At 44.9% G+C, this 25,255-nt stretch carries 12 protein-coding genes and 3 pseudogenes; 3 read left to right on the top strand and 12 right to left on the bottom strand.

The features are described from left to right. Positions 1-186: 186 nt before the first annotated feature. Together QNH28_RS07840 and ilvD are read left to right on the top strand one after the other, a co-directional pair. Complete coding sequence (locus QNH28_RS07840) at positions 187-1,227, top strand: acyltransferase family protein (protein WP_283910878.1); 1,041 nt, start codon at positions 187-189, stop codon at positions 1,225-1,227. Between the two features lie 315 nt (positions 1,228-1,542). Continuing rightward, the gene (ilvD, locus tag QNH28_RS07835) at positions 1,543-3,228 is read left to right on the top strand and encodes a dihydroxy-acid dehydratase (protein WP_283910877.1); all 1,686 of its coding nucleotides are present in this window, start codon (positions 1,543-1,545) and stop codon (positions 3,226-3,228) included. A 174-nt stretch (positions 3,229-3,402) separates the two neighbouring features. Here the strand turns inward: ilvD and QNH28_RS07830 are convergent, their stop codons facing one another. Continuing rightward, positions 3,403-4,803 (bottom strand): polysaccharide deacetylase family protein, encoded by a 1,401-nt coding sequence (locus QNH28_RS07830; RefSeq protein ID WP_283910876.1) that lies wholly within the window; start codon positions 4,801-4,803, stop codon positions 3,403-3,405. 209 nt (positions 4,804-5,012) lie between these two features. On the opposite strand from QNH28_RS07830, the gene QNH28_RS07825 reads away from it, so the two are divergent. Continuing rightward, positions 5,013-6,203 (top strand): AI-2E family transporter, encoded by a 1,191-nt coding sequence (locus tag QNH28_RS07825; RefSeq protein ID WP_283910875.1) that lies wholly within the window; start codon positions 5,013-5,015, stop codon positions 6,201-6,203. Here QNH28_RS07825 and QNH28_RS07820 read toward each other — a convergent pair. The 11 genes and pseudogenes from QNH28_RS07820 to QNH28_RS07770 all read right to left on the bottom strand — a co-directional run bounded on the left by QNH28_RS07820 (position 6,164) and on the right by QNH28_RS07770 (position 25,239). Beyond that, complete coding sequence (locus QNH28_RS07820) at positions 6,164-7,972, bottom strand: peptidoglycan D,D-transpeptidase FtsI family protein (protein ID WP_283910874.1); 1,809 nt, start codon at positions 7,970-7,972, stop codon at positions 6,164-6,166. The two genes, QNH28_RS07825 and QNH28_RS07820, sit on opposite strands and share 40 nt — an antisense overlap. 514 nt (positions 7,973-8,486) lie before the next feature. Further along, positions 8,487-9,779 carry an ABC transporter substrate-binding protein gene (locus QNH28_RS07815; protein ID WP_283910873.1) on the bottom strand — a complete coding sequence of 431 codons (1,293 nt, stop codon included), beginning with the start codon at positions 9,777-9,779 and terminating at the stop codon, positions 8,487-8,489. Between the two features lie 47 nt (positions 9,780-9,826). Next, positions 9,827-11,386: a response regulator gene (locus QNH28_RS07810; protein ID WP_283910872.1), complete on the bottom strand. Its 1,560-nt coding sequence runs from the start codon at positions 11,384-11,386 to the stop codon at positions 9,827-9,829. Beyond that, the gene (locus QNH28_RS07805; RefSeq protein ID WP_283910871.1) at positions 11,379-12,839 is read right to left on the bottom strand and encodes a sensor histidine kinase; all 1,461 of its coding nucleotides are present in this window, start codon (positions 12,837-12,839) and stop codon (positions 11,379-11,381) included. Before QNH28_RS07805 ends, QNH28_RS07810 begins: the two co-directional genes overlap by 8 nt. Continuing rightward, a complete protein-coding gene (locus QNH28_RS07800) occupies positions 12,836-13,792 on the bottom strand; it encodes a sugar-binding protein (RefSeq protein ID WP_283910870.1) in 957 nt (318 codons plus the stop codon). The genes QNH28_RS07805 and QNH28_RS07800 overlap by 4 nt, the downstream gene beginning before the upstream one ends. 235 nt (positions 13,793-14,027) lie before the next feature. Then, positions 14,028-16,736, bottom strand: a pseudogene (locus QNH28_RS07795) (glycoside hydrolase family 3 N-terminal domain-containing protein); the annotation flags it as partial. Positions 16,737-16,805: 69 nt separating this feature from the next. After that, positions 16,806-19,010: pseudogene (locus QNH28_RS07790) on the bottom strand (glycoside hydrolase family 3 protein); the annotation flags it as partial. 627 nt (positions 19,011-19,637) lie between these two features. Then, positions 19,638-20,225 (bottom strand): annotated as a pseudogene (locus tag QNH28_RS07785) (S-layer homology domain-containing protein); the annotation flags it as partial. Positions 20,226-20,506: 281 nt separating this feature from the next. Then, the gene (locus QNH28_RS07780; RefSeq protein ID WP_283910869.1) at positions 20,507-22,579 is read right to left on the bottom strand and encodes a methyl-accepting chemotaxis protein; all 2,073 of its coding nucleotides are present in this window, start codon (positions 22,577-22,579) and stop codon (positions 20,507-20,509) included. 48 nt (positions 22,580-22,627) lie between these two features. Further along, the gene (locus QNH28_RS07775; protein ID WP_283910868.1) at positions 22,628-23,590 is read right to left on the bottom strand and encodes an acetylxylan esterase; all 963 of its coding nucleotides are present in this window, start codon (positions 23,588-23,590) and stop codon (positions 22,628-22,630) included. Positions 23,591-24,207: 617 nt separating this feature from the next. Next, positions 24,208-25,239 (bottom strand): glycoside hydrolase family 130 protein, encoded by a 1,032-nt coding sequence (locus QNH28_RS07770; protein ID WP_283910867.1) that lies wholly within the window; start codon positions 25,237-25,239, stop codon positions 24,208-24,210. Positions 25,240-25,255 lie beyond the last annotated feature (16 nt).

Genomic DNA, 25,255 nt, shown 5'->3' with positions numbered 1-25,255 from the left:
AAGCTCAACTCCCTGATGTTAGTGCATATAAAAATTATAGTAGAAACCCTCTATTCTAACAACCTTCAACACATCGCCACATTTGGTACTCATGATAACGTTTTCAATAGTGAGTTAATTCACAATTCAATTGAAGAAAATCTTGTATTTTAAAATTAAAGTATCAAGCATCTTTGGAGGGAAGTCATGGTAGGGGAAAACTCGGTAGACACGCCTGGGCAGACTTTTTTTCTAAATTTACGTTTTGTTCTAATTGTCACTGTAATCGTTGGAAACGCCATAGAACCATTGATAGGCACAATGAGCAATTTGCATAGCTTATATATGTGGATCTTTAGCTTTCATATGCCGCTCTTCGTGCTCGTTACGGGCTATTTTGCCAATAAACATCTTACAGGGACGCAAGGCCGTCGCATTATCATGCAAATCGGATTGCAGTACATTATTTTTCAGAGCCTCTACTCTGTGCTGGACGCCACCATATATCAGGTACAGGGTATCCATCATTCCTTTTTCGCCCCCTATTTGCTCTTATGGTTCCTGGCAAGTCATGCCTTCTGGCGTATACTTATGATCGGGATGTGTAGATGGGTGCCTGCCACTCAATTCATTTTTGCTGTCGCCGCTGGAATTGCCGTTGGATACCTACAGCTTGATGGCGTATGGTTCAGCATTAGCCGCACTTTTGTATACCTGCCATTCTTCGTATTAGGTTATCATTTTTCGTTCCAGTCCTTTTCTCGCTTTTTTCAAAAATGGATTAAAATTACCGCTGCCGCAGTCTCCATCCTTCTACTCCTGTTGTTTGCATCTTGGGGATCAGAGTTGCCGATAGGCTGGCTTTACGGAAGTATGACCTACATGCAGCTTGGGCTTCAAGAATGGTACGCAGGAATTTATCGTTTGGCCATTTACGGCCTGCAATTCACTGCTGCACTAGCGTTTATGGGGTGGATTCCTTACTCGCTCAGCCGGATGACTGACTGGGGTTCCCGTACGTTGTATGTTTTTCTACTTCACGGATTTATCGTTCGTTTTACCGCCATTTCTGGCCTGTACTCCTATATCAACCATTCTATAGCTGCCATGTTATTGGTGCTTTCTGCAATCATACTGACCATTCTCTTAGCCCAACCCAGTGTAAAACGACTGATGCATCCTATGGTTGAGCCCCCAGTTGGTTGGATGATCACCCTGCAGCGTGTTGCCTTACGGCGCTCATTATAAGTAGCCTATCCCCTAGCGGATAGGTTTTTTTATACTATTTAAGGTCGGGCTCCTCAAGAGAAACTTCACATTGTCCGGTAGAAAAAACGCGCTCTTTGTGATAGACTCACTAATAACAATGACTTCCCCGTTCATTATAGGCGGGAACCGTTTATACCAAAACAGCGGCATTTTTTATAGAATCGGCTTCGCCCTTCTTCTCTAGGAAGCTCGTCCCCGTTCATTCTATAAACCGTATATACGCAGGTCTTTGGAGTTCATTGCGTTAATGCGACACTATATTTCATTGCAATTTATTAGGGGGGAAATGTCAATATGGCAACTAAGAAAATGCGTTCAGACATGATTAAAAAAGGCTTTGACCGTGCTCCACACCGTAGTCTCCTTCGTGCAGCCGGAGTAAAAGAAGAAGATTTCGGAAAGCCGTTTATTGCGGTCTGCAATTCCTATATTGATATTGTTCCAGGTCATGTGCATCTTCAAGAGTTCGGTAAGATCGTTAAGGAAGCGATTCGTGAAGCTGGCGGCGTTCCTTTTGAATTTAATACGATCGGCGTTGATGACGGTATCGCAATGGGACATATCGGCATGCGTTATTCACTGCCAAGCCGTGAGATCATCGCTGACTCCTTGGAAACTGTAGTTTCGGCGCATTGGTTCGATGGCATGGTCTGCATCCCTAACTGCGATAAAATCACACCGGGTATGATGATGGGCGCACTGCGTGTCAATATCCCAACCATGTTCGTAAGCGGCGGTCCAATGAAAGCCGGCGTAGATAGTAAAGGTAAAAAGCTCTCCCTTACCTCGGTATTTGAGGGCGTAGGTGCTCACCAAGTCGGCAAAATCAACGATGCTGAATTGCTTGAATTAGAACAATTCGGTTGTCCTACCTGCGGATCTTGTTCGGGAATGTTCACGGCCAATTCCATGAACTGCCTGGCAGAGGCACTTGGACTGGCATTGCCAGGTAATGGTACCATCCTAGCTGTAGCTGATGAGCGCAGAGAATTTGTACGCAGATCTGCTACTCAACTGATGGAATTGATTAAGTTAGACCTTAAACCAAGAGATATCGTAACTAAAGAATCCCTCGATAACGCTTTTGCGCTGGATATGGCAATGGGCGGCTCCACTAACACGGTGCTGCACACCCTTGCACTGGCTCAAGAAGCTGGTATCGATTATCCGCTTGAACGCATTAACGAAGTTGCAAACCGTGTTCCTTACCTGGCTAAACTGGCTCCGGCTTCCGATATTTTCATTGAAGATGTGGACCGCGCGGGCGGCGTTAGTGCCGTATTAAATGAACTACTTAAGAAACCGGGTGCTCTATTCGGAGAATGTATGACTGTTACCGGCAAAACATTAGCCGAGAACGTAACCGGACATGAAATCCAAGATACTTCCGTAATTCATAAAATCGATAACCCTTACTCCGAAAGAGGCGGTCTCGCCGTACTTTACGGCAACCTGGCTCCTGAAGGTTCCATCATTAAAGTAGGTGCAGTAGATGCTTCTGTTGGTGGATATCACAAAGGTCCTGCGATCTGCTTTGATTCCCAAGAATCCGCACTCGAAGGTATCGCTAACGGTAAGGTTAAAGAAGGCCATGTAGTCGTTATCCGTTATGAAGGTCCAAAGGGTGGACCGGGAATGCCGGAAATGCTAGCTCCTACTTCGCAAATCGTGGGAATGGGTCTGGGTGCTAAGGTTGGTCTGATTACAGACGGACGTTTCTCGGGGGCTTCCCGTGGAATCAGCATCGGTCACATTTCTCCGGAGGCTGCTGAAGGCGGCCCGATCGCTTTTGTTGAAGATGGCGACATCATTGAACTTGACCTCAACAATCGTAAGATTGAACTGCTGGTTGACGAAGAAGTATTGGCGGTTCGCCGTACGGGCTGGAAAGAGTTTGAGCCTAAAGTTAAGACTGGTTACCTGGCTCGCTATTCCAAAATGGTTACCAACGCAAGTAACGGTGCAGTACTGAAGATTTAATTAGCAAACCCGAGTTCTAGTTGTTCCTAGCATACAAGAGCAGTCCACCTTAGAAAATCTATGGTCGGACTGCTCTTTTTTATTGGACACAAGAAAGATGCCCCACAATCCCATTTCTGGTTTGTGAGGCATCTATATTACGGTTCATTATATATGACTAAATAATATCATGAATCAATTCGTTACTGTTGCTCCTGGTAATTCCACTTCTGTAAGTGAATCATTAAGTGACAGTGCTTCCTCTTGCTGCGGATTGCGTTTTCTTACTGACCTTTCATCATGAGGCAGTTGCTTATTCATCTTCTTAAGTAATTCTGAGACAGGCATCAGGATTAGCTTTGGTACAAGGACCTCACTCCGCTCCTTGAGCCGAGCACCACCATCTGGATGAATCACACTTAACAGGATCTTTAAGTAAAACTTGGTGGAGCGTGCGAATATGCCATCTGGCAAATCATGTACACTAAAGCCGAATTTCTCTGGCCCACGGTTAATCATACTAACCCCATAAAGTGCTTTGGCTTGCGCGAGGTTTACATCTTTGGCAATAACTTCTGCCAGCATCGGCAACCCTTTCTCCATTCTGCGAATCATTCGAATCGCAAGTTGGGCAGAAGAACGAGAATGAATACCTAATTCGAATAATTGCCTGTTATCAATATGCAGCTCAATGACTTTATCACCTTTACTCAGCAAGGTTCCATCACCGAGTTCAACAGGCTCTCCCTGATATTTACGCATTCGATAATGCATGAATGGATCGGCTGGGTTAATTGTCTTGAGCTGGAACAGTGCTTGAAACACTTGCTCCCAAGCCAACCAGAGTCCTACCAGTACTCGTTTACCATAGGATAAACGCCGAATGGGCGACTTCTCCGCCATCTTGATCATGTCGTCAACCCGAATACTGCGCAGTCCCCTTCTTTGGGCCTCCTGCAGCGTCAATTCAAGGGCCACCAACATATTCTCCGGCGCGTCCGGATCAGCACCAAGCGTTGTGCCACTATCATGCAGCAGCATCACTTCACCGGGATTCAATCGGGCTAACATCTTCTCGGTGAGCCGCTGTGCACCAAGCTTCTCACGCCAATCTCCAAACATTACCGACCAGAGAACAATTTCAACTTGGCGACGTTTTGAAATATCGAACAAATTGACAATCCCCCAAGGTGGACGGTAATACGTACTACGCTCGCCTATAATGTTGTAGATAATATCATTCGTGCGCTGAATCTGCCGACGGACGGTTGCGGGCCGCATGAGCCAGTTCGTCTTGTGAACATAATTATGAATTCCAATAAGATGTCCCTCTTCATGTATCCGTTTAATAAGCTCCGGATAACGTTCAGCGTTAGATCCTACTACAAAAAAGGTTGCTTTTGCATCATACTTCTTCAATAAATCCAGAAGTAACGGTGTAAATCGAGGGTCAGGTCCATCATCAAAGGTCAACGCGAATTCATTACGCCCAGTTCCTTTACGAAAGACACGATAACCAAAAATGCGGCTAATCATACCCGGGATAAAAGCATAAAAAGATGAGATATAAAATAACCAGAGCAGCAAAGTCTGCATATGAATTCCTCGCTTTTCCAGAGTTGACTTTGGCTCGCCTTACGTCTGCAAGCAGAACCTGTGATACGGCCAAGTGAAGTTAGATAAAAAATACGTTACCCCCTATTTTAACACATGTATCAAAGAAATAGACGTTTTTTAAGTAAAATCATGTACAATGTATTCAGCCTGACCTATCAACTTATTTAAAAAGGGAGTTGTTTATATCTATGCTGCCGTTATACAAAAAATATTGGCGCACGTTCTTCGACATTGGATTAATTGTCCTCACGGTCTATCTGGTTATGTTCGCCTTCAGTAAGTTGTATCAGTTAGCTGCACCTGTATTCCTATCTTTTTTTGTATTTTTGCTTATTGAACCGCTTGCCCGTTTCTTAAACCGACGGGGGCTTGCTAAACCATTCGCTTCGGCGATCTCAGTGCTTCTGTTCCTAATCGTTCTTCTAGGTACATTATTTGGCGCTGGGCTATTAGTCACCATCCAAGCGCTTCACTTTCAGGATAATCTTCCTAAGTATACATATGTGGTACAACAACATTTCGTGGAATCCACAACCTACCTTCAGCAAAAAATTGAAAGCTTGCCGCCGGATATTACCAACAAAGTAAATGGATACTTTAAAGATGCCACGGATGTTCTTACAGAATGGCTGGTTACATTTCTAAAATATATGGTCGGTGTGCTCGGATCCTTTTCCTCCTTCATGGCCAATTTTGGAATCGCCATTATTTTAGCATTTTTCCTTAGTATGGAAATTAAAGATTGGCGCAAGATTGCCCATGACAAAATGCCAAAAACATTTAAAACCGCTTATGCCTTTTTGCAGGGCAACGTCTTTAAAGCCATCGGCTCTTATTTAAAAGCCCAGCTTATTCTGATCAGCATTACCTTTGTTATCGTACTGGTTGGCTTATTCATACTAAGGACCGGTAACGAAATCACTATGGCGCTTATCTGTGCTGTATTTGATGTCTTGCCACTTCTTGGTGTAACAACAATCTTAGTCCCGTGGATTATCTATCTGTTCATTGTTGGCAATACCTCATTAGCAATCGGTTTAATCGTACTCCTGGCGATTGTATTGATTGTAAGACAGCTGCTTGAACCGAAGATTACCGGGAATTCGATTGGCGTATCGTCTGCTTTTCTGATGCTGTCCTTCGTCATTCTGTCCACATCCGCTTTCGGTATGGCCGGTCTGATCCTGTCGCCGATTCTGCTTATTCTGATCAAAGAACTAATACAACAAGGATATCTGCAGAGCTGGATCTATTTGCCGCAAGAGGAGTTTATCGTTTCACCCTTTGCTGCAAATGGCCCTTCATCTAAAGGCAAGGCTACTGCTACTCCTCCGGAGCCTCAAGCTTCTGTAGAAGACGATAATAAATCAAATATCTGACCGAACAGCTTAATGGCAAGATGCGGACTGTCCGGAGCAACATTCTCTACAGCAACTGATACAGCATATCTTGGATGATCCACCGGGCCATAGCCGATAAACCATTGATTATTGCGTGGCACACCTTTAACTAAAGTTTGTGCGGTACCTGATTTACCTGCAACGGGCCAGTGTGTGCTTTGTAGACGCGTTCCGGTTCCTTCCGTCACAACTTTGCGCATCATGGACAGTAACTGGCGGGCTGTAGACTGAGAAATCCTTCCTGCTGAGGAAGGGGACAGATGTCCCGGCAGCTCCTCCAGCATCTGCCCGTTCGCAAATGTGACTCGCTGCAGAATCCTTGGTGCCCTTACTTCACCTCCATGCAGTAGCGTTACGATAAGGTTAGCTGCTTGTAAAGGTGTGACTTGTACATCTCGCTGTCCAATTGCAGTCTGTACTCTGGCTCCCTTGTCATCCGGAAGTAAGGTAGTGAAGATGGTTCCCTTTTGCTCTCCGGATAGTGGTTTTAGCAGTGGAAATCCAAGCGTCTTCTCGGCCTGCCAGCTAATATCTCTTCCGAGTCCTAGCGCGAGTGCAGTTGATTGAAGCTGAACACCGCTCAAGCGCTCTGCCAGAGCAGCAAATACAGTATTACAGGACACGGCGAATCCTTGCGCCAGCGTAAGGGGACCGTGTCCTTTTCCTGTCAGACAAGACAATCCATATTTCTCATATTGTCCTGTACAATAAAAAAGCTCGTTAGCAGAGGTTACACCCGCTTCTAACGCCGCGGCAGCTGTAACGATTTTGAAGATCGATCCAGGAACGGCTGCCTGGAGCGCCCGATTATTCCACTCCCCTCCTTGAGGAGATATCTTCTCTGGGTTATAGAAGGGTAAAGATACCATAGCTTCAATATCTCCCGTCCCGGTGTCTAACACCACGATGGCTCCTTCCTTCATTCCGGATTTGAGCACTAGCTCCTCAATTCCCTCCTGAAGCTCCTTATTGATCGTTGTATATAAAGACAAAGGAAAATAAGGATTGCCTGGAGCTTTTACTTGAATGGGGCTGCCTGGAAGGCGATTTCCACGCGCATCCACTTGAACATAAGCTTCAGTATGACCCACACCTTGAAGCAATGGCTCTAACGTCTTTTCTAAACCATCCGTTCCCGTCATAGGTATTCTAAGACCCGTAGGAGAAGCTTTAACTCCAGCATGCGTGGCGGCTTCCGATAAATAGCCTAGCCATTGTCGACCTGAAGAATTCCCATCATATCTGCGAGCAAAAGGAAGTACGCTTACTCCGTCGATCCCCAGCGCACTCACTTCTTCTGCTTGTGCCTGGGACAACGCGAGAGGTCCTTTTCCCACTAAAGATGGCCAAAGCAAAGGTTCTTTAAGCGAAGTGCGCTTTTTCAACAACTGTTCATAGCTGACACCCAGAATCGCCGCCAGTCGGTGCATGGGTTTATCTTCTTCGTAAACAACCTTTGTCACAGACTTCTTAGCCTTCTCCTCTTGTGGAAAAAATGCCGCCGTCAAAATGGTTTCCCCGGCAAGCGGCTCATTCTTCCGGTCATACAGCCGACCCCGCCCGCTGTCGAGCACAGTCTCCCGTTCACTTTGAATTTCAGCCATTTTAGCCAATGTATATTTCGTTCCAGGAACCGTCTGTTCCTTCATAAACAGTTGAACCCACGCCAGCCTAACGACCAACACGGCTACAGCTGCAGATAAAATAAGAAGACCGCTGAATACACGCCGCTGATTGTTATTACGCAATGTCTTCCCTCCTGATTAGACTCCACACCTATTATGTCCCACCTACATCCATTAGAATCGCCATAAAATGATCATTGCAACATCACAATCAATAATTTATTTTCCAAACAAAAACGCTTACCGTCCTTATAAGGACGGTAAGCGTTTTTGCGAGAAATATAAGGATATAGTATAGTGTGAAACTTATACTTTCTTAGATTTATTTAAAAAACAGCTTTCCGTTGAAAGCTGATCTGCAAATGCAGAAATAACGGTGTATGCGTTCGGACTCCAGAACCCCTATTTCCAACAATTGCATTGTTCTGGAATACCAACGGACTCCAGGGACGTTATCGGACTGAAAATACACAATATCCTCCCTGAATATGATGATTAACGTCTCTCGAGTCTGCAGCTCGCCCCAAAAGCATCAAAATGCGCAAATAGCTGCATCTGAGTCCGTTATACATGAGGAATTGATTCGTGTAGTTGTTATTTTATGAGCGGAAATGGCGGCGGGAAATATAAGGATAGTTTATGGATTAGAATGTAGTTCCTTTGTCTTCTTAAAAGCTTCAGCTTCTAAAGAAGTGGGCAGCCTATTATCAAACACTAACTCCTTTGTCTTTGCACTGTTTCGGAATGCCTCCATGGCCTGTTGGCTATAGCTGTCATAAATCGAAATCGAAACGTCCTGCCTAGCTGGAATCGAACCTTTAAGCGGATTAAAAGCATTCTGACCTTCGGCAGATCCCAGCACTCTTAACCAATCACGAACAGACTCTCGATCCTCAGCACCGCGAGACAATCCAAAAGCATCCAATTGGAATCTAAATATCCCTTCTGTACCCGGTGAAGCGTTCCAGCCAAACTGCACACCGTCCTTCAGCTTCAGATCATGTGTGAAAAAGCCGTTCACCCAATCCCCCATAATGTTCATTGCCGCTTTTCCCTCAGCAACGAGCTTAGCCGCTTCCTGCCAGTTTCGTTCAGCATGATCAGCATTCACATAGGTCAACATCTTGGCGAACCGCTCCATCCCTTCTTTTACATGAGGATCGTCAGTATTGATTTCTCCTTTACTTAGCTTTTTATAATCCTCGGCCCCCAGTGTTCCGAGCATGACATTCGTGTAAAGAGCGCTAACCATCCACGGCTCCTTGTCTCCAAAAGCCAGCGGTGTGATACCCTTTTTTTGTAATAGATCAGCCACCTTAAAAAACTCATCGAACGTCGATGGAACCTCAAGGTTGTTATCAGCGAAGATGGATTTGTTGTACCAAAGTACATTTTGACGGTGAATGTTAAGTGGAACATAATAAATGTCATCCCCAAGACTAAGCATATCGATGATCTCTGGAGGAAATACTGTATACCATCCTTCTTCTTCATATAGATCATTTAGCGGCTCTACCCGCCCTTCCGCTGCCCAGAGCATATTCCTTCCCTGAAAGGTATCCGGCGGTTCCCCCTCCTTCATTCGCCGTTCCAGCACTTCTTTGGCATTCCCCCCTGCACCGCCTTCAACGGCAGCATTAAAGACATAAATGCCGGGATACTTTTCTTTAAATACCTTGATCAAAGCTTTTAATCCTGCTTCTTCCCCTGCCCCTGTCCACCAGCTAAAGATTTCCAGCTGCGGATGATCCGACTCCAGCTCACTTCTCGTTAATGCATCCTGAATGTTGTTAACCGGTTCGCTAGATCGCATGGCCTCCTCATCTGGAAAAAATGCAGACAAATCTTTTTCTCTTAAGTTCATACATGAGGATAAAAGCAAGCTGACAATGAGCGTGTTGGATACCAGACTAATCAGCGACCTTTTCATTGAGATTCTTCCTTCCTATGGTTCCGCTGTATTCATTTACTTTCTGTTTATAGTCTGCCTAGGGATTGCCGAAATTCCGTCGGTGACATTCCTGTTGTCTTTTTGAATACTCTGCTGAAATAGTTAGGATCACGATATCCAATTCTCATACTGATCTCTTTCAGCACTTGCGCAGGATCGGCTAGCAGCTCTTTGGCTTTTTTGATACGCACACCAGTTAAATAATCAATAAAAGTTATGCCGCAGCGATCACTAAATATTTTGCTAAAATAGTTTGGGTTCAGCCCGACATGTTCAGCCGTCTCCTCAAGCGAAAGATCCCGCCTATAGTGGTCGGAAATAAATGCCTGAGCCCGGCGAATCGCGCTAGCGGAATTATTATCGTACCAATGTTTCAACATTCGGGCCTGAAGGACAAGTCTTGAATGGGCTTGCTCTACCAGCAGCTCTACCTGTTCCACCTCTCCGAAGATATGCTGCGGCAAAGGCTCAAGCCCGCTCTCCCTTAGCGTCTCATCAGCCAAAGTAAATAATCGGTATAGTCCGCTCTTTATATCCTGGATCTTATCACTACAGAAAAGGCGAAGTTCCGCTACCCAAAATTCGATATCTTCCTCTATCTCTTGGAACTGACCACTACCCAATGAACGAAGCAATCTTCGTTCTGCCTCTCGCATACCAGGATTTGAAAATCGTTCATCTTGTACTTGTGAGTTTTCCCCCTCATTAAGAGCACTTGCGGATAAGAGCGCTTCGTGATAAGAACCTATCAACTGATCAGTAGAAGCTGCTAAACCTCCGATTCCAACAGTTAGCTGTAATGAACGGAAACGCCGGGAAGCAAGATTAGCTAGATTAGACGCAAAAGTCTTAGCATTATGAATATGCTGTACTGGCAAACGGGATTTCGCATCCGGAAACATGAACACCGGGATACGAGCTCCTGTCATCGGACCTACGAGAGAAAAGCAACTGATCTTACACTGATGCCTAAGCCAAGAATATATTTCCCTTCGTTCCTGAACAGTCCATGCCTTCTCTTTCGTTGACATTACAAATACGATAGCGAATCCTGAAGATTCTGGCACACCAAGGGTATGGCTCCAATCTCTAACCTGCACTTCCTGTATACGGTCCATCAAAATAGCACTAACCCATTCGGACTCTACCAGCGATAACGTCTCTTTAAATTTGGACTCTAGCTCTTTAGTTCTTTGTTCATCCTCTCTTTCTCGTACAATCTCATGGGACATCTTGCGAATGACCTCCACAATCTGATCCTTCCGATATGGCTTGAGCAAATATTCCCTCACACCGTTACGCATTACTTTACGGGCATATTCAAAGGTATCGAAAGCAGACATCATAATAAAACGAATAGCTGGAAACCGACTATGGATCAAGGAAACGGCTTCCGTACCATCAATCCCAGGCATTTTAATATCCATCGTGATGACATCAGGCTGTAGTTGTTCCGCGAGCTCTACAGCTACCCTACCATTTTCTGCTTCACCAACTACCCGAACCTCCGGTAGAAACCGCTCGATGATCATCCGGAGTGCACTACGTTCAATACGTTCATCATCCACAATCAAGAGCTTAAGCATGCAAGATCTCCTCCTTGCCATTATTCACACGCGTTAGCCTCAGTTTAATGGTCGTTCCCATTCCCTGCTCGGACTTAATCTCCATTACATCGTTCCTTTGATAGAAAAGCTGCAGCCTTCGTTGCACATTTCGTATAGCAATTCCATTGGAGTTCGAATCAGCCATGGGTGTTTGTTCGGAAAAAGGAATATCTCCGCTCAAGCGGGCAATCGTTTCCGGGTCTATTCCAACGCCATTATCCTGTACCTCTACGATGACATCATTACCACTCTCGTAAATAGCCAAATGTAGTTTCCCACCCTGTTCATAGGATTCCACACCATGCGTGAAAGCGTTCTCAACAAAGGGTTGCAAAGTCAGTGGTGGTAATAAGCAATCCAAGGCTCTCTCCTCAATGTCATCCGTAAACGTAACTCTATCATCAAAACGCATCCTCTGAATAAACAGATACTCTTTAACAATATTCACCTCATCACGCAGCTGCACAATATAATTCATCTTCTTCAGATTGTAACGCAGCAGGGTCGAAACAGAGTCCACCAACTCGCTTGTTCGTTCTGCGCTCTCGACATAAGCCATTTTAGAGACCATGTTCAGTGTATTAAATAGGAAATGTGGATTGATCTGATTTTGCAGACTTTTCAGCTCCATTTTCTTAACCAATTGATCGAGTTCCGATTTCTGTTTGATTTCAACCACGAGATCGCGGATGTTAGAGCGCATATTATTAAAGGTTGTTGCGAGAAAGCGCATTTCGTCACGCGTATTCACCGTAACCTCCCCTTCGAAATTCCCGCGAGAAATCCGATTAGCCGCAGCCGTCAGCTGCTGTATAGGCTTAGTAATTCCATTAGAGAACCAATATGCAAAAATCATACACAAAATGGCTACCGAGCTAAAAACAAAAACACCAAGATATCTAAAGTTCTCATTCTTTCGACTAATCAGCTCAAACACATTCCGGTAATCTGTCAGTTCGCTGTTAATAATCGTCAAGGTGGTCTCTTGAATATATCGAGTAATCTCACCCGACTGTTTCAAGTGTGCGTAGTAGGCATCCTGATTGCCTAGATCAAAAGCTATGAGGCTTTGCCGGCTTTCAGTCATGTAGCTGTCTATCATATTGTTATAGTTATCAACGAGCAGTTGGTTATGATCATTTTGTAGAATATCTACTAGTAAATCCTGTTTGTTATTAAGCTTCATAATGGCAGTTTCATACTGCTTCAGTGTCTCATCACCGCTCCGATTCCGGAGCACATACCGGTTCATAGCATCATTAACATCAGTGGCATCCTGATATAGCTCATTAAGCAGAAAAAAACGGTGCAGAACTTGATCGTATGTCCTTGCCATATTGATATTATCTATGTAAAGAAAGACGAACACACTGCTTAGTAATACTATAAAAGCACTAAAAAAGATCATCAGCTTGCTTTTAATACGAATCATGGTCCGAAGTCCCCCTTTCCACGGGATATTTCCTCTTTGCGAACCACATTGGCATCCGTATTAAATATGGTAACAATCTTTTTGCCTGCTAGATAATCCAGCATGAGTTCTACACTTTTTCGTCCCATCATATAAGGTTGCTGCACTATAGAGGCATCTATGATACCCTCTTCAATAAATTCAAGCGTTTCCGGCAAATCATCAAAAGCAATGATCCGCGCCGACTGATCTTTTCCTGTCAGCATTTGGGCAATACCCAATCCATCCAGAGAACTTGTACCCAGAAAAGTGTCTACCTCCGGATGCTGATTCATGATTTTAAAAGCACTGACTTCTGACTGAATCCGATTAATGTTCGATTCTTCAATTTGTACGACAGAGATCCCAGACTCTCCATCGATCGCATCCATAAAACCTTTAACTCGTTGCTGTTGATTCGTAGAGGTAAAGCTTCCGGTCACAATCCCAACTTGACCTGCGCCCTTGGATTGCTGAACAAGTGTGGTTCCGGCTAAATAACCGGCTGCGTAGTTATCAGTGCCCACATAGGCAATCCGTCCGCTGGAAGGTGCGTCCGAATCAATAGTAATGACCGGAATTCCTTGTTTAACAGCCTCAGCAATGATCGGATTAAATTCCTTATCGTTAAGTCCTTGTGTCAATATCCCATCTACCTTTGATGCAATAGCTTTATCTATGATTCGAATTTGCTCTCTCTTATCCGCTTGGACAGGTCCGAGATATTCCAGCGCAATGCCTTCCTCTGCTGCGGCTCTCTGAGCACCCTTCTCAATTTCACGCCAATAAGGGTTATCCAATTCTTCTGAAATCAAAACCAGATGTAGTAGTGGCTTTTGCGCAGGCTTTCGTTCGGCTAGTAAATGATCGTAATACAACACTTTTCCAGTAAACACGCCAGTAAAACATAGGGAAATGGACAGTAAGAGCAGCATGAAAATATAAAAAGGTCGGCGAAGTATGTTTATGGTGTTCTTCCCCCTCCAGCATTGTTTATGCTATTAAGAATGCGCTTACATTAAAATAATAATAGATACTATAGTAAATATAGTCAATTCTCTATTTTCAAACGATCCCGAAAGTTCGGCAGCCTTAAACTACAAAGAAGCTGCCCCAAGCTACTTATAGCTTGAGGCAGCTGTGTAATTCCCTGCTTACGAAGGGAAACGACTATGGTTCAACAGTTAAAGCCTCTTGCGAGTAATCGGCAATTACCGGATGAACCAAAAGATTTAGCGGTTTAACTGGAATCAGCACACTGTTGGTGGTCTTCACTGTCATTGGCGATTCCAATTGGAAGTACGTATTCAGTTTCTCTCCTGCGGAAGAGGAACCGATTCGAACCGCATAAGTGCCTGAATCTGCTACCCAAGCATGACTGCTCTCATCAAAGGAAGCTAGATCCATACTATTTAGTGTGAACGTAAGGGTCTGATGCTCTCCTGCATTCAATAACGCTGTCTTTTGGAAAGCCTTCAATTCCTGAACTGGTTTATTGGCACCCGGAGCGCTTAGATATAGCTGAACTACCTCTTTACCTGCAACTGGACCGTTGTTATATACATCCACAGTTACAGTCACACTTCCTGCTGCAGAATCAAAAATATCAGAACTGATATTAAGATCGCGGTAGCCAAAGGTTGTATAGGAGAGGCCATATCCGAATGGATAGGCAACCGCACTGCTTTTGCCAAATGTATCATAGTAACGATAACCCACATAAATATCTTCTTCGTACTTCACTTCTGTACTATTCCCTGGAAAGTTATTACCCGAAGGAACTACACCATAGCTTGTAGGAAAAGTCATTGGCAGCTTGCCCGATGGGTTCACAGCTCCGGATAATACGTCGGCAATCGCATGGCCTGCTTCCTGTCCTGGCTGCCAAGCCAAGAGAATAGCGTCCACTTTATCTTTCCAAGAGATCATTTCAATCGGACCGCCGATATTCAGAATCACGGAGACCTTCTTACCCTGCTCATGGTAAGCAGTTGATACCTTATCAATCATATCCAGTTCTGTCGCTGTCAACAAAAAGTCACCCTCAGCATTTTTCCGGTCTGCACCTTCACCAGATATTCTGCTGATTACAATAATGCCCATCTCGGAAGAAGCTTCTGCTGAATTAATTTCATCCGCTGATAATACCTTTTCAGGAAGCGGTGGATAGGCCAAGCCGCCAAAGCTGCTCACTGGACCGTATTCTGGCTTCTTTCTTAGCTCAGTAATATATTCTTGATAGCTGACATTTAAAGGTTCATACACGGTGTAGCCTCCGTCACTTAACCCTTCAACAATGGATACTGTATGTTCGACATTGACATCCCCGCTGCCAGTTCCTCCCTTGACGGTTTCAATCTGAGCATTTCCGAAGAGGGCAATATTCGTACTTGCTGCGATAGGCAACGCCGCCGCTTTGTTCTCCATCAGCACCATACCTTCTGTTGCAGCTTGACGAGAGGTCACTGCGTTTGCAGCAAGATCAGGCTGGTTGCTATGTCCGATTCCTTTAAAGGATGGTGATTTCACTACGACTTTCAAAATTCTTTTTACGTTAACATCCAATTGTTCTTCACTCAGATCGCCATCGTTCACAGCTTTAGTAATTGCTGCAATGGCTGTCGCATTACCTGGCATGATGAGGTCGTTGCCTGCAATCATATTTTGTGCCCGGTTCGAGCCCCCGCCCCAGTCCGTCATTACAAAGCCTTGGAACCCCCACTCATCGCGGAGAATTGTGCTCAGTAAATCTTTATTTTCGGAGGCAAACGTTCCATTGATTTTGTTATAAGAGCTCATAACAGACCATGGCTGCGATTCTTCCACTGCGATTTCGAACCCTTTCAAGTAGATTTCGCGCAGTGCTCTCTCTGAAACGACTGTGTCGATAGACATCCGGTTCGTTTCCTGATTATTCGCGGCAAAATGCTTAATTGTTGTTCCGACTCCATTCGCCTGAACCCCATTCGTAATCGCAGCAGTCATTTTTCCTGAGATGAGCGGATCTTCGGAATAATACTCGAAGTTTCTACCCCCCAGCGGATTGCGGTGAATGTTCAGCGCTGGAGCCAGGTACAGATCCACTCCATACTCCAGTAGCTCATTCCCCATCGCATTACCTACTTGGTTAGCCAAGGCTTCATTCCAAGTCGCGGCAATGGAAGTGGCGATCGGGAACCCTGTAGCAAATGTTGTAGCGTCACCCTGTTTCGTGTTGATTCGGACTCCCGCTGGTCCATCTGCCATAATTAACTTGGGAATCCCTAGACGCGGTAACTCATATGAACCTCCTGCAGCTCCAGCTACCTTCGTGCCTGAACCAGCACCGACAACCAGTGAAGCTTTTTCCTTAAGCGTCATTTCACCAATAACATCATCAATAGATGCTTCGTCTGTCAGTACAACCAAACTTGCGTCGATAGTATACTTCATTTCGGCTACAGGACTGGATGGGATACCAGCTTTAACCGCCAAGGCTTTAATTGTAGCCGTCTCTTTATCGGCACCTACAATCGTAATGGGCCCTTGATATACGGTGCTGTTTTCAGTTGGTGTACTGCCATCAAGTGTGTAATAAATGGTAGCGCCGGATGTTGAGGTGAGCGTAACTTGAGGGCCACTTTTATATACACCAGGCTCTGGAAAAGCAATAGGCAGTGCCGCTCCAATTATATAATTGAACTCAGCAACTTTACTTGTCTTGCCGTCTTTAACTGTTAATGCCTTTATTGTAGAGGAGGCAGTGATACTGATTCCAGACCGTGAATTGTACTGCTTAGTCGTGTTCATTACCGATGTTGCAGGTGTGGATCCATCGGTAGTATAGAAGATGGTTGCGCCACTCGGAGCGGTCAACATTACCGTCTGAGTTCCATAATAAGTTCCTGAAGGGATAGAGGCTGTCGGAGCAGCAATAAGTCCTTCTTCAGGGTCAGTTCCAGGATCAACAGCTTTTTTGTACTTCGCTGTCCGGGCATCGTTAATTACGCCGCTCCAGTTCATCCCGAATGCAAAATCATAAGCATTCCCTTCGGAATCTAAATGAACTTTCATATCATGGGATACATCCTCATACTGCTCTTCCACCGTCTTCATGTCTTTAGGCATTTGCATAGGTAGAAGGGCCGATGGTTCATATGCACCTACCAGAATATCGAAGATCGCTTGATTCTGAATGCCAAAGTTCGCAATAATCGCATCCGCACGATCTTCGAATTCAGCAACAATCGTTGGATTAGACATCGTTAGGGAAACGACTACTGGTTTATCTCCCATTGCTTTTTTGGTATCAAGCACCAGATCCAAATCAGACTCATTGGATGCCGTAGTCTTCTTTCCTTTGTAAGAACGGTTCAATACATCTCTTGCATCACCAGCCAAACTCGTTTCACGTGCATACTCCGCTGTATATGGACGATACTGCAGGCTGATCGGGATATACCCATTACCTCCGGCATCTACGTCAGCTTTGCTGTAGCCGGCGCCAGTTTGCGGATTCTTGATAAAGACAATCGCGCTGTCAGCTTGAGCCGGATCATCCGTCACATTGAAGTATTTCTTCAGCTGATCAATGTTGATAGGATACGAATACGATTTGGTAGCTGCATCGTAAGTTTTTGGAACATAAACTTTCTCATCTTTTTTAAGTGGAAGTACATTGTTATCTTTGTTTTTCAGCATAATGACTGACTTTAACTGAGCCATATAACCAGCTGTCATGAACTCCTTGTTACCCACAGTAGCTTTTGTTTCTTCTACAACAAGATATGGATTCTCAAATAACCCTGCGTTAAAAATATTAGTAAGTAGTCGTACTGCTGACTCTTCAAATCGAGTCCGTATCGCCTTCTCACCTTGTTTCTCAATTCCTATTTGATATGCTGCAATGATAGGTTTGGAGTCGTTGTTTCCACCGAATTGGTCAACGCCAGCCATGATGATTCGATAGTGACGTTCCGCAACCGTGTAATTTTCTTCTACACCCCAAGGGCGATTACCAAATAGCTCAACAGGACCTTCATCTCCTGTGATTCCCCAGTCTGTTGTGATTACCCCGTCGTAATGATACGTGTTCCGTAAAAGATCGGTGATTACATAAGGACTATAAGAGTTCCCTACATTCTCCCCATTCGCCTTATCCTGATTAAACGAGATTGTATAGTAAGGCATAACTGCAGCGGCCTTTCCAGTCGGCCCTTCCAGATCAAATGCTCCTTTTGTAAAAGGGATCAGATGCTCATCGAAGTTATTTCCCGGATAAACGGCATACTTTCCGTACCCGTAGTGCGCATCTCGGCCGCTTTCACCTGAACCCCCACCTGGCCAATGTTTGACCATAGCATTCACACTCTCGTTGCCCCATCCATCGCTGCTGCCCGGTGTAGTCTGAAATCCATCCACATAAGCTCTTGCCATGTCAGCAGACAATTTAGAGTCCTCACCAAATGTACCGCTGAAACGAGTCCAGCGCGGTTCCGAAGACATATCCACCTGAGGGGATAAGGCTGTTGCGATGCCAAGTGCTCTGTACTCTTTGGAAGCAATTTCTGCGAACTGCTTCGTCAGGTTCGCATCGAAGGAGGCAGCAAGCCCTAGTGCCTGCGGCCACATCGAGATCGTTCCACCTGAACCTTCGTTATATTCTGCGTTAGCTACAGTGCTATGACGAGGGTCCGAGCTGTTATTGGCTGGAATACCAAGTCCAATCTTCTCCACTAACGCTTGGGCATTGTTATTCCAGCGGGCAGCTACCTCAGGGCTCTCAACCGTAGTGATCAATACATGCCGCAAGTTATCTTCGGTCAGGAATACTTTCTGTTGGTCTGTAAGATCGGATGCCAATGCACCGCTTTCAGCAAGAGGTTTTCCACCATAAGTTCCCCCACGGAATCCCGAAGCTGAGGCTGCTGGTATGGATTGATGACCACTGTACAGCATAAGTCCGGCAATTTGCTCCACAGACATTTGCGAAGCAAGATCCGTAGCTCTTACTTCTGTGCTAAGACGCCAATCCTCATATTTGTCGAGCTTGCCGTTTTTATTCAAATCTTTGAATGCCAGTCCGTCCACGGTCAACAGAGCTACCCCTGATTGTGTTGAGTATCCTAAGGTTTCTCCACCAGGATTGGTCACCGTACCAATCGTACCGACAATGTTTTGGCTCCATTTCGTGCTACTGCCTCCATTATTTGAGCCTGACCCGGAACCTCCGCCGCCAGTAGTAGGGCTGCTGGTTGGCTTAGCCGCAGTATCTTTACCATCATTAGTAATTGTACCTTGGCCTACCTCTTTACCATCGATGATCACACCTGAAGTTTGTACGATGATGCTAGTCACATTTTTCCCACCGGTTATGGTTGTACCTTGTGCTCCTGGTCGGATAGTGATCGTACCGATCTTCGCCCCATCATTGATCACAATAACGGTAGGAACTAAGATATCCATAGATTGGATTGCAGTGGACCCTTCGGCTACAACTCGAACCTTTCCGCCTTGCTTATTAATGGTTACACCCGACAAAGTGCTACTCTTCAAGTGAATACTGTCTATTCCTCCGCCGCTTACAAACGTGGTTCCAGATACGGTTACTTGATCAAGTGTAGCCTCTCCGTTACCAATACCTGCGGTTAAATACAAATCCCCACTCACTTTGCTACCAGATAGCGTTGCTCCTGAAGCCGTAATTAGCGCAGAACCCGCGATCGTTGTGGCAGCATAAGTACCCGCAGCATTGTAGTATCCTTTCGCCATACCATCAATAATCTTGATGACCTCAGCACGTGTTATGGACCCCGTTGGTTTGAATGTACCATCCGTATACCCGTTGATGGCCCCTTTTTGAGTAAGGCTGCCAACCGCTGAGGCTGCATACCCACTTATAGAAGCAGCATCCGAAAACGATAGGGGACTCGTGCTCGCCTGATTCAATTCAAACACACGAGAGAGCATGGTTGCAGCATCCTGTCTCGTTAGGTAGTTATCTGGTTTCGCAAGATTACCTGCAAAACCTTCAAAGTAACCGGCTTGACGTGCGATCAACACATCAGCTGCATACCATTTTCCGCTCGGCACATCGTTAAAGCTACTGCTTGCTTGCTGTGAAAAACCGAATAATCGGTTGAGCACTGCCACAAATTCTGCTCTAGTTACCTTTCCATTTGGTAGGAAGGTTCCATCCGTATAGCCATTTATAATTCCGCTTGACGCCCATTTTCCTATTGGTGATTGCGCCCAATGTCCGTTTACGTCCTTAAAACCCGCAACCGTTTGAACATTTGTAGTCTCAGCTGCAAATGCAGCAGGATTCACAGATGAGAATAACAACGCAGCGACTGCTAAGCTACTGGCCAGCTTTCTGGCTATTGGCATTTTCTTAACTTTAGGGCTTGAACTGTCTTTATATTTGGTCAACTTGCCATCCTCCTCAGTAAATTATGTAAACGCTAACAATACCGATTAACAAAAAGATCGCCTTTCTTCACCCCCTATTTGATAGACATATTATAGCTTGAGGTTTGAGATGGCTTATCTAGACTATCTTCAGATGCATCTGGATTATTTTATACTGGCTAAATGCCGCTCAAAACAAAGAACCGCTTCTCCCAATGGAATAAGCGGTTCTTTTAGTTTAGTATTCAGATACGCCTACCCTACACGCTGAACTTCGATAATTTCTCCTTTAACTGTAAGGATGCATCCTCCAGCTTCAAAGAAAGCTCTACCAAATGATCACTTACACTTTGTTGCTCTCCACTAAGAGAGGCAACCTCTTGAGATGCAGCTGATGATTCCTCAGCTATAGAGCTAACGTTGCTCATCGAATCGGACAGAACCTTTTGTGATTGGCTCAAGCTGTCCATTGACATAGTTACAGCATTCAAACGGGCGATAAAATGCTGCATCTGATCCTGCACAGATACGAAAATATCGCTAGTGCTCTGCACCGAGGTCATTTGCTGATTAAAGAGTGGTGCAACTTCTGAGAGAACCACAACCGTCTCGTTCATATCTCTCATAACGGTATCTGTTATTTCAGCCACAACAGCAATAGATTCTTTCGATTGATCTGCAAGCTGGCGTATTTCATCGGCTACCACCATGAATCCGCGTCCAGCCTCGCCTGCTCTTGCTGCTTCAATGGTGGCATTCAGTGACAAGATATTCGTCTGCTGTGTAATATTTTGCATGACATTAAGAACCTTCATAACGGAAGATGCCGTTTCTGTCAGCTCGTTAACCTTCAGCATAAGCTGATTCGTCTTCAGGCCCGTCCTATTTGTCTCATTAAGCAGTTCTTTTAATCTATTGAAGCCTTCCTCACTGAGTTCGCCGATGCTGTGTGCGGTGTGATCCATTTCGTGAGTGGCTGAATTGACTAAATCCATCTGTACCGAAATTTGCCCTGTCAACTCATTGCCACGATCAGCTTCCAAGGCTAGACTGCCAGCACCACCCGCAATTTCTTCCGTGGCCGCGGCAATATCCATAGCTGCATCAGCTGTCTTGCGCGAAACACCGCTAAGCTCATCGGCGGTTTCCAGTACCTTCCGAGCGGTTTCATTCGTATGAATAACCAGCTCTGTTATTCGTTCCATCATCATGTTAAAAGAACTGGATAACTGACCGATCTCATCACGTGAGGTGATATTCGTACGCACCCCTAGATTCCCTTCGGCTCCCTCTGACATCAAATTCTTAAGTCTGGTCAGCGGACGAGATACCATTCTGAACATCCAATACCCTATTAAAATGGCGATAACAGCTGCTACAGCAACAATAATATAAGTAGTCTTGAGAATACGCAGCGCGTCTTTCGTCAAGTTCTCAGCCGGTACAACACCAAGTAATCTCCATCCCGAGGTTTCTAGTGTTCCGTATACAGCTAATATAGATTTACCCTTCTCATCCTTTGTTGGCAATGAGCCTGCTGTATTCTGCAGCCCCCCCAGAAGCGTCCCTCCCAGATTCAGATATGTATCTGTCCCCACTTGCTGGGAGGAGGCAATCAATTCATCCTTATTCGTCAGCAATTGCATATAGGAGCTTGTTCCAAGATCCACTTTACGAAGCTGATTTTCTAGTTCGCTAATTCTAATATCGTTAATAACTATGTATCCCTTGCTTTTAGAATCACCGGCAATCGATTTGGCCAAATGGAAAACACCTGACGTATTTCCTTCCTGGCCCTGTAATTCACGTGGAATCCATACACTCTGTGGCTTCTCCTCTAGCTGCTTAAACCATGAGGATTCTCTGAAACTCTCAATAAAAGCGCTATCTTTTGTCCCCGCCGAAGAAATTGGAAAACCTTCATTCATCGGAATAAGGTATACGGCCTCCACACCGTTTGATGCCGTGAGCCAATCATTTAGCTGCGCACTAATCTGGTTAGATAGTACCTTACGTTCCTCATTACTTGTAGTGGGATTATTCCCTTGTTTGAGTGCATTTTGAATTTCATTGTCGTACAAGATTCTTCCTAGACCATCCTCATAACGTAACAATTCCACATCAAACTTCTCAGCGGTTTGAACGACTGTCTGTTGATTGGCTGACAGCGCATTCGTCTCGATCGTATGCTCAGCTACGGAATAGGAAGTATAGCCGAGAGAGAGCACGAGCACCATCGTCGAAACAAAGAAGATGAGAAAAAGCCGCACCCCAATGGATTTGGATGGATGCAGCTGGAATCGTCTTTTTTCTTTTTTCACTTGTACTTTCATCTAATCATTCACCACCGTTGTCGTCTGTTATGCCTACTGGCTTATAGTTTACAAGGTCATGAACATTTGTAACACCCGATCGGAAAGATATGGCAAATACTCATGACCGTACTCATAATAAACCATAAGCTCTTTGGGCGCTAGTACTTTGTTGTATGCGGCAAACTGCGTTGAAGGTGGACAAATCACATCGGATAACCCTGTAACCCACAACATTTTGGCTTGAATTCGCTCCGCGAAATTCTGAATATCGATGTAACCCAGTCTATTAAAAATCTCGTCCTCACGTAAATGATGGGGATCAAAAAAGCGGAAATAATAGTTAATTTCCTCATAAGCTGACGTAGTGATATCAAGCTCCCAAGCCCGTCTATAATCTGAAAGAAACGGATACACAGGAACGGCCATGCTCACACGCGGCTCTAATGCTGCACAAGCTACAGTAAGCGCTCCACCTTGAGATAAACCAAAAGCACCTACACGTGCTGGATCGACCTCTTCCATAGACATCAGTATTCGAGCAGTCTGCGCTGTATCCAGAAACACATTACGATAGTAAAGGTTCTCCGGATTAGGATCGTCAATGCCGCGAATGATGTGTCCACGAATGGTTGTGCCTTTTACTGTAAGATTATCCTCGGAAAGTCCACCCTGTCCCCGACAATCCATCGCAAGAACGCTAATCCCATGGGCCGCATAAGTCACCTTCTCCATCCAATCCCCGCTGTCACAGGAATATCCGTGGAACATCACTACACCAGAGCCTTTTATATGTGCTCCTCTCTTCGGTCTTACGTATTTGCAATGAATTCTTGCTCCGCCAACCCCGGTAAAATACAGGTGAAAACATTCCGCCAGCTCGCTGACGAACTCCGCAGGCTCTAGTTCATAATCTAGTGACTGGGCGTCCAGATCACGCAAAGCCCGCTCCCAAAATGCGTCAAAGTCGACTGGCTTTGGGCTGCTTCCGTTATATTTTTTTAATTGTGACAATGTCATGTCGTTTCCCATATTAAGGTCCTCCTTAAGGTTTTTTAATTAAAAATAATGGAAACGGAAAACCCGCTGTGTCGGATTTTCCGTTGGTTTTCTACTAATAACAAGAGCTCGATAGTTGCACTTTGTGCAACTATTACAACTAAATATGTTGTGTTGTTCATTTAATTGCACTCTATACAACTAAAATTGCTCACAATGGCGATTCCGAGCCATCTCGCCTGAAATAAGTGTACAATGTGCATCTATTTACACTAAAAACCACCAAACAGGTTAGTTTAAGTGCACTTTGTGCAATAGAATCTCTCCATATGAGCGTCAGTCGGTGATCTATTGCACTTTGTGCAATCAGTTCGAGCGAAACCGAGCATAAAAGTGATTTTTGCGGGAATCCATTGCAGAGAGTGCAATAGATTCTAATTTTCAGACGAAATCGAGAGTTTCTATTGCAGAGAATGCAATGAAAAGCCCAAACCACAGAAAACAGAACACAAGGCACGCAACGTGCAGAACCCAGCACACAAAATACAGCACACTACACGCCGCACACTTTTTTCGAACGCTGCTCAGCCGCCAAGCTTCTAACTAACTCCACTCACCTAAAGCTTGTTCCTCTAAGGTTGTTCACCCTATTAAATTTTGCCTAAACCCGCATCGTCGCCAACCTCTTCATGAGTGTCGATGACATAATTGACGATCTCATCAACCGTTGTATAAGCAACACCCACATAAGTATCAGCAGCGCCATAATAGATGGCGATACGACCGGTTTCTGCATCATGTAGAGTGGCACATGGGAACAGAACGTTATTCACAAAGCCTCTTTCCTCATACCATTCTTCTGGGGTTAACACAAAGTTTTTCGAGCGATATTTCACTTTCGAAGGCTCGTTAATATCCAAAATAACCGCGCCCATGCTATACACAAGACCGTTGCAGGTTCCAGTAACGCCATGGTAGAACATCAACCAGCCATCAGAAGTTTCTATTGGTGCAGGTCCGCCGCCAATTTTGACACTTTGCCACCAGCCTTGACCACCCTTGGTCATTACATGGCGGTGTTTACCCCAATATACAAAGTCAGGGCTTTCACTAAGGAACACATCACCGAATGGTGTATGGCCGCTGTCACTTGGACGGGACAACATCACGAAGTTATTGTTGATTTTTCTAGGGAACAATACGCCGTTCCGGTTGAAGGGCAGGAAGGGATTTTCCAAGCTGATAAATGTTTTGAAATCCTGGGTTTTGGCCACACCGATAGCTGCGCCGTAGAAATCTGTACACCAGATAATATAAAATGTATCTTCGACCTTAACCAGACGTGGATCGTAAGCATAACGCGGCTGATAAGGGTTACCTTCTTCATCCATAAATCGGATCGGCTCATCATCAATTTTCCAATCTAGACCGTCAATACTATGTCCCATACGTAAATGCGGACGAGTTGTGTTATCTTCTACACGAAATACTCCAATAAAACTACCTTCAAACGCAGTAACCGCACTATTAAAAATACGGGCTACACCTTTCGCAGGATTTCTTTTGATAACCGGGTTATCATTATGTCTCCAAATCGGATTCTCATAGCCAGCAGGCTTATCCTGCCAAGGCATGTTCGGGATGTTAATCGCACTCGCTCCAACCAATTTCACTTCACTCATTAGTATTCCCTCCAAA

This window comes from Paenibacillus sp. G2S3, assembly GCF_030123105.1.
In the GTDB taxonomy this organism is placed as follows: Bacteria; Bacillota; Bacilli; order Paenibacillales; family Paenibacillaceae; genus Paenibacillus_AQ.
The sequence above is the reverse complement of the archived record's forward strand: the minus strand, read 5'-3'. Positions and strand labels throughout refer to the sequence as shown.

Excerpts from the sequence above, each read along its gene's own strand:
- QNH28_RS07840 (WP_283910878.1), top strand. The coding sequence starts at position 187 with ATGGTAGGGGAAAACTCGGTAGACACGCCTGGGCAGACTTTTTTTCTA.
- ilvD (WP_283910877.1), top strand. The coding sequence starts at position 1,543 with ATGGCAACTAAGAAAATGCGTTCAGACATGATTAAAAAAGGCTTTGAC.
- QNH28_RS07830 (WP_283910876.1), bottom strand. The coding sequence starts at position 4,803 with ATGCAGACTTTGCTGCTCTGGTTATTTTATATCTCATCTTTTTATGCT.
- QNH28_RS07825 (WP_283910875.1), top strand. The coding sequence starts at position 5,013 with ATGCTGCCGTTATACAAAAAATATTGGCGCACGTTCTTCGACATTGGA.
- QNH28_RS07815 (WP_283910873.1), bottom strand. The coding sequence starts at position 9,779 with ATGAAAAGGTCGCTGATTAGTCTGGTATCCAACACGCTCATTGTCAGC.
- QNH28_RS07810 (WP_283910872.1), bottom strand. The coding sequence starts at position 11,386 with ATGCTTAAGCTCTTGATTGTGGATGATGAACGTATTGAACGTAGTGCA.
- QNH28_RS07805 (WP_283910871.1), bottom strand. The coding sequence starts at position 12,839 with ATGATTCGTATTAAAAGCAAGCTGATGATCTTTTTTAGTGCTTTTATA.
- QNH28_RS07800 (WP_283910870.1), bottom strand. The coding sequence starts at position 13,792 with ATGCTGCTCTTACTGTCCATTTCCCTATGTTTTACTGGCGTGTTTACT.
- QNH28_RS07780 (WP_283910869.1), bottom strand. The coding sequence starts at position 22,579 with ATGAAAGTACAAGTGAAAAAAGAAAAAAGACGATTCCAGCTGCATCCA.
- QNH28_RS07775 (WP_283910868.1), bottom strand. The coding sequence starts at position 23,590 with ATGGGAAACGACATGACATTGTCACAATTAAAAAAATATAACGGAAGC.
- QNH28_RS07770 (WP_283910867.1), bottom strand. The coding sequence starts at position 25,239 with ATGAGTGAAGTGAAATTGGTTGGAGCGAGTGCGATTAACATCCCGAAC.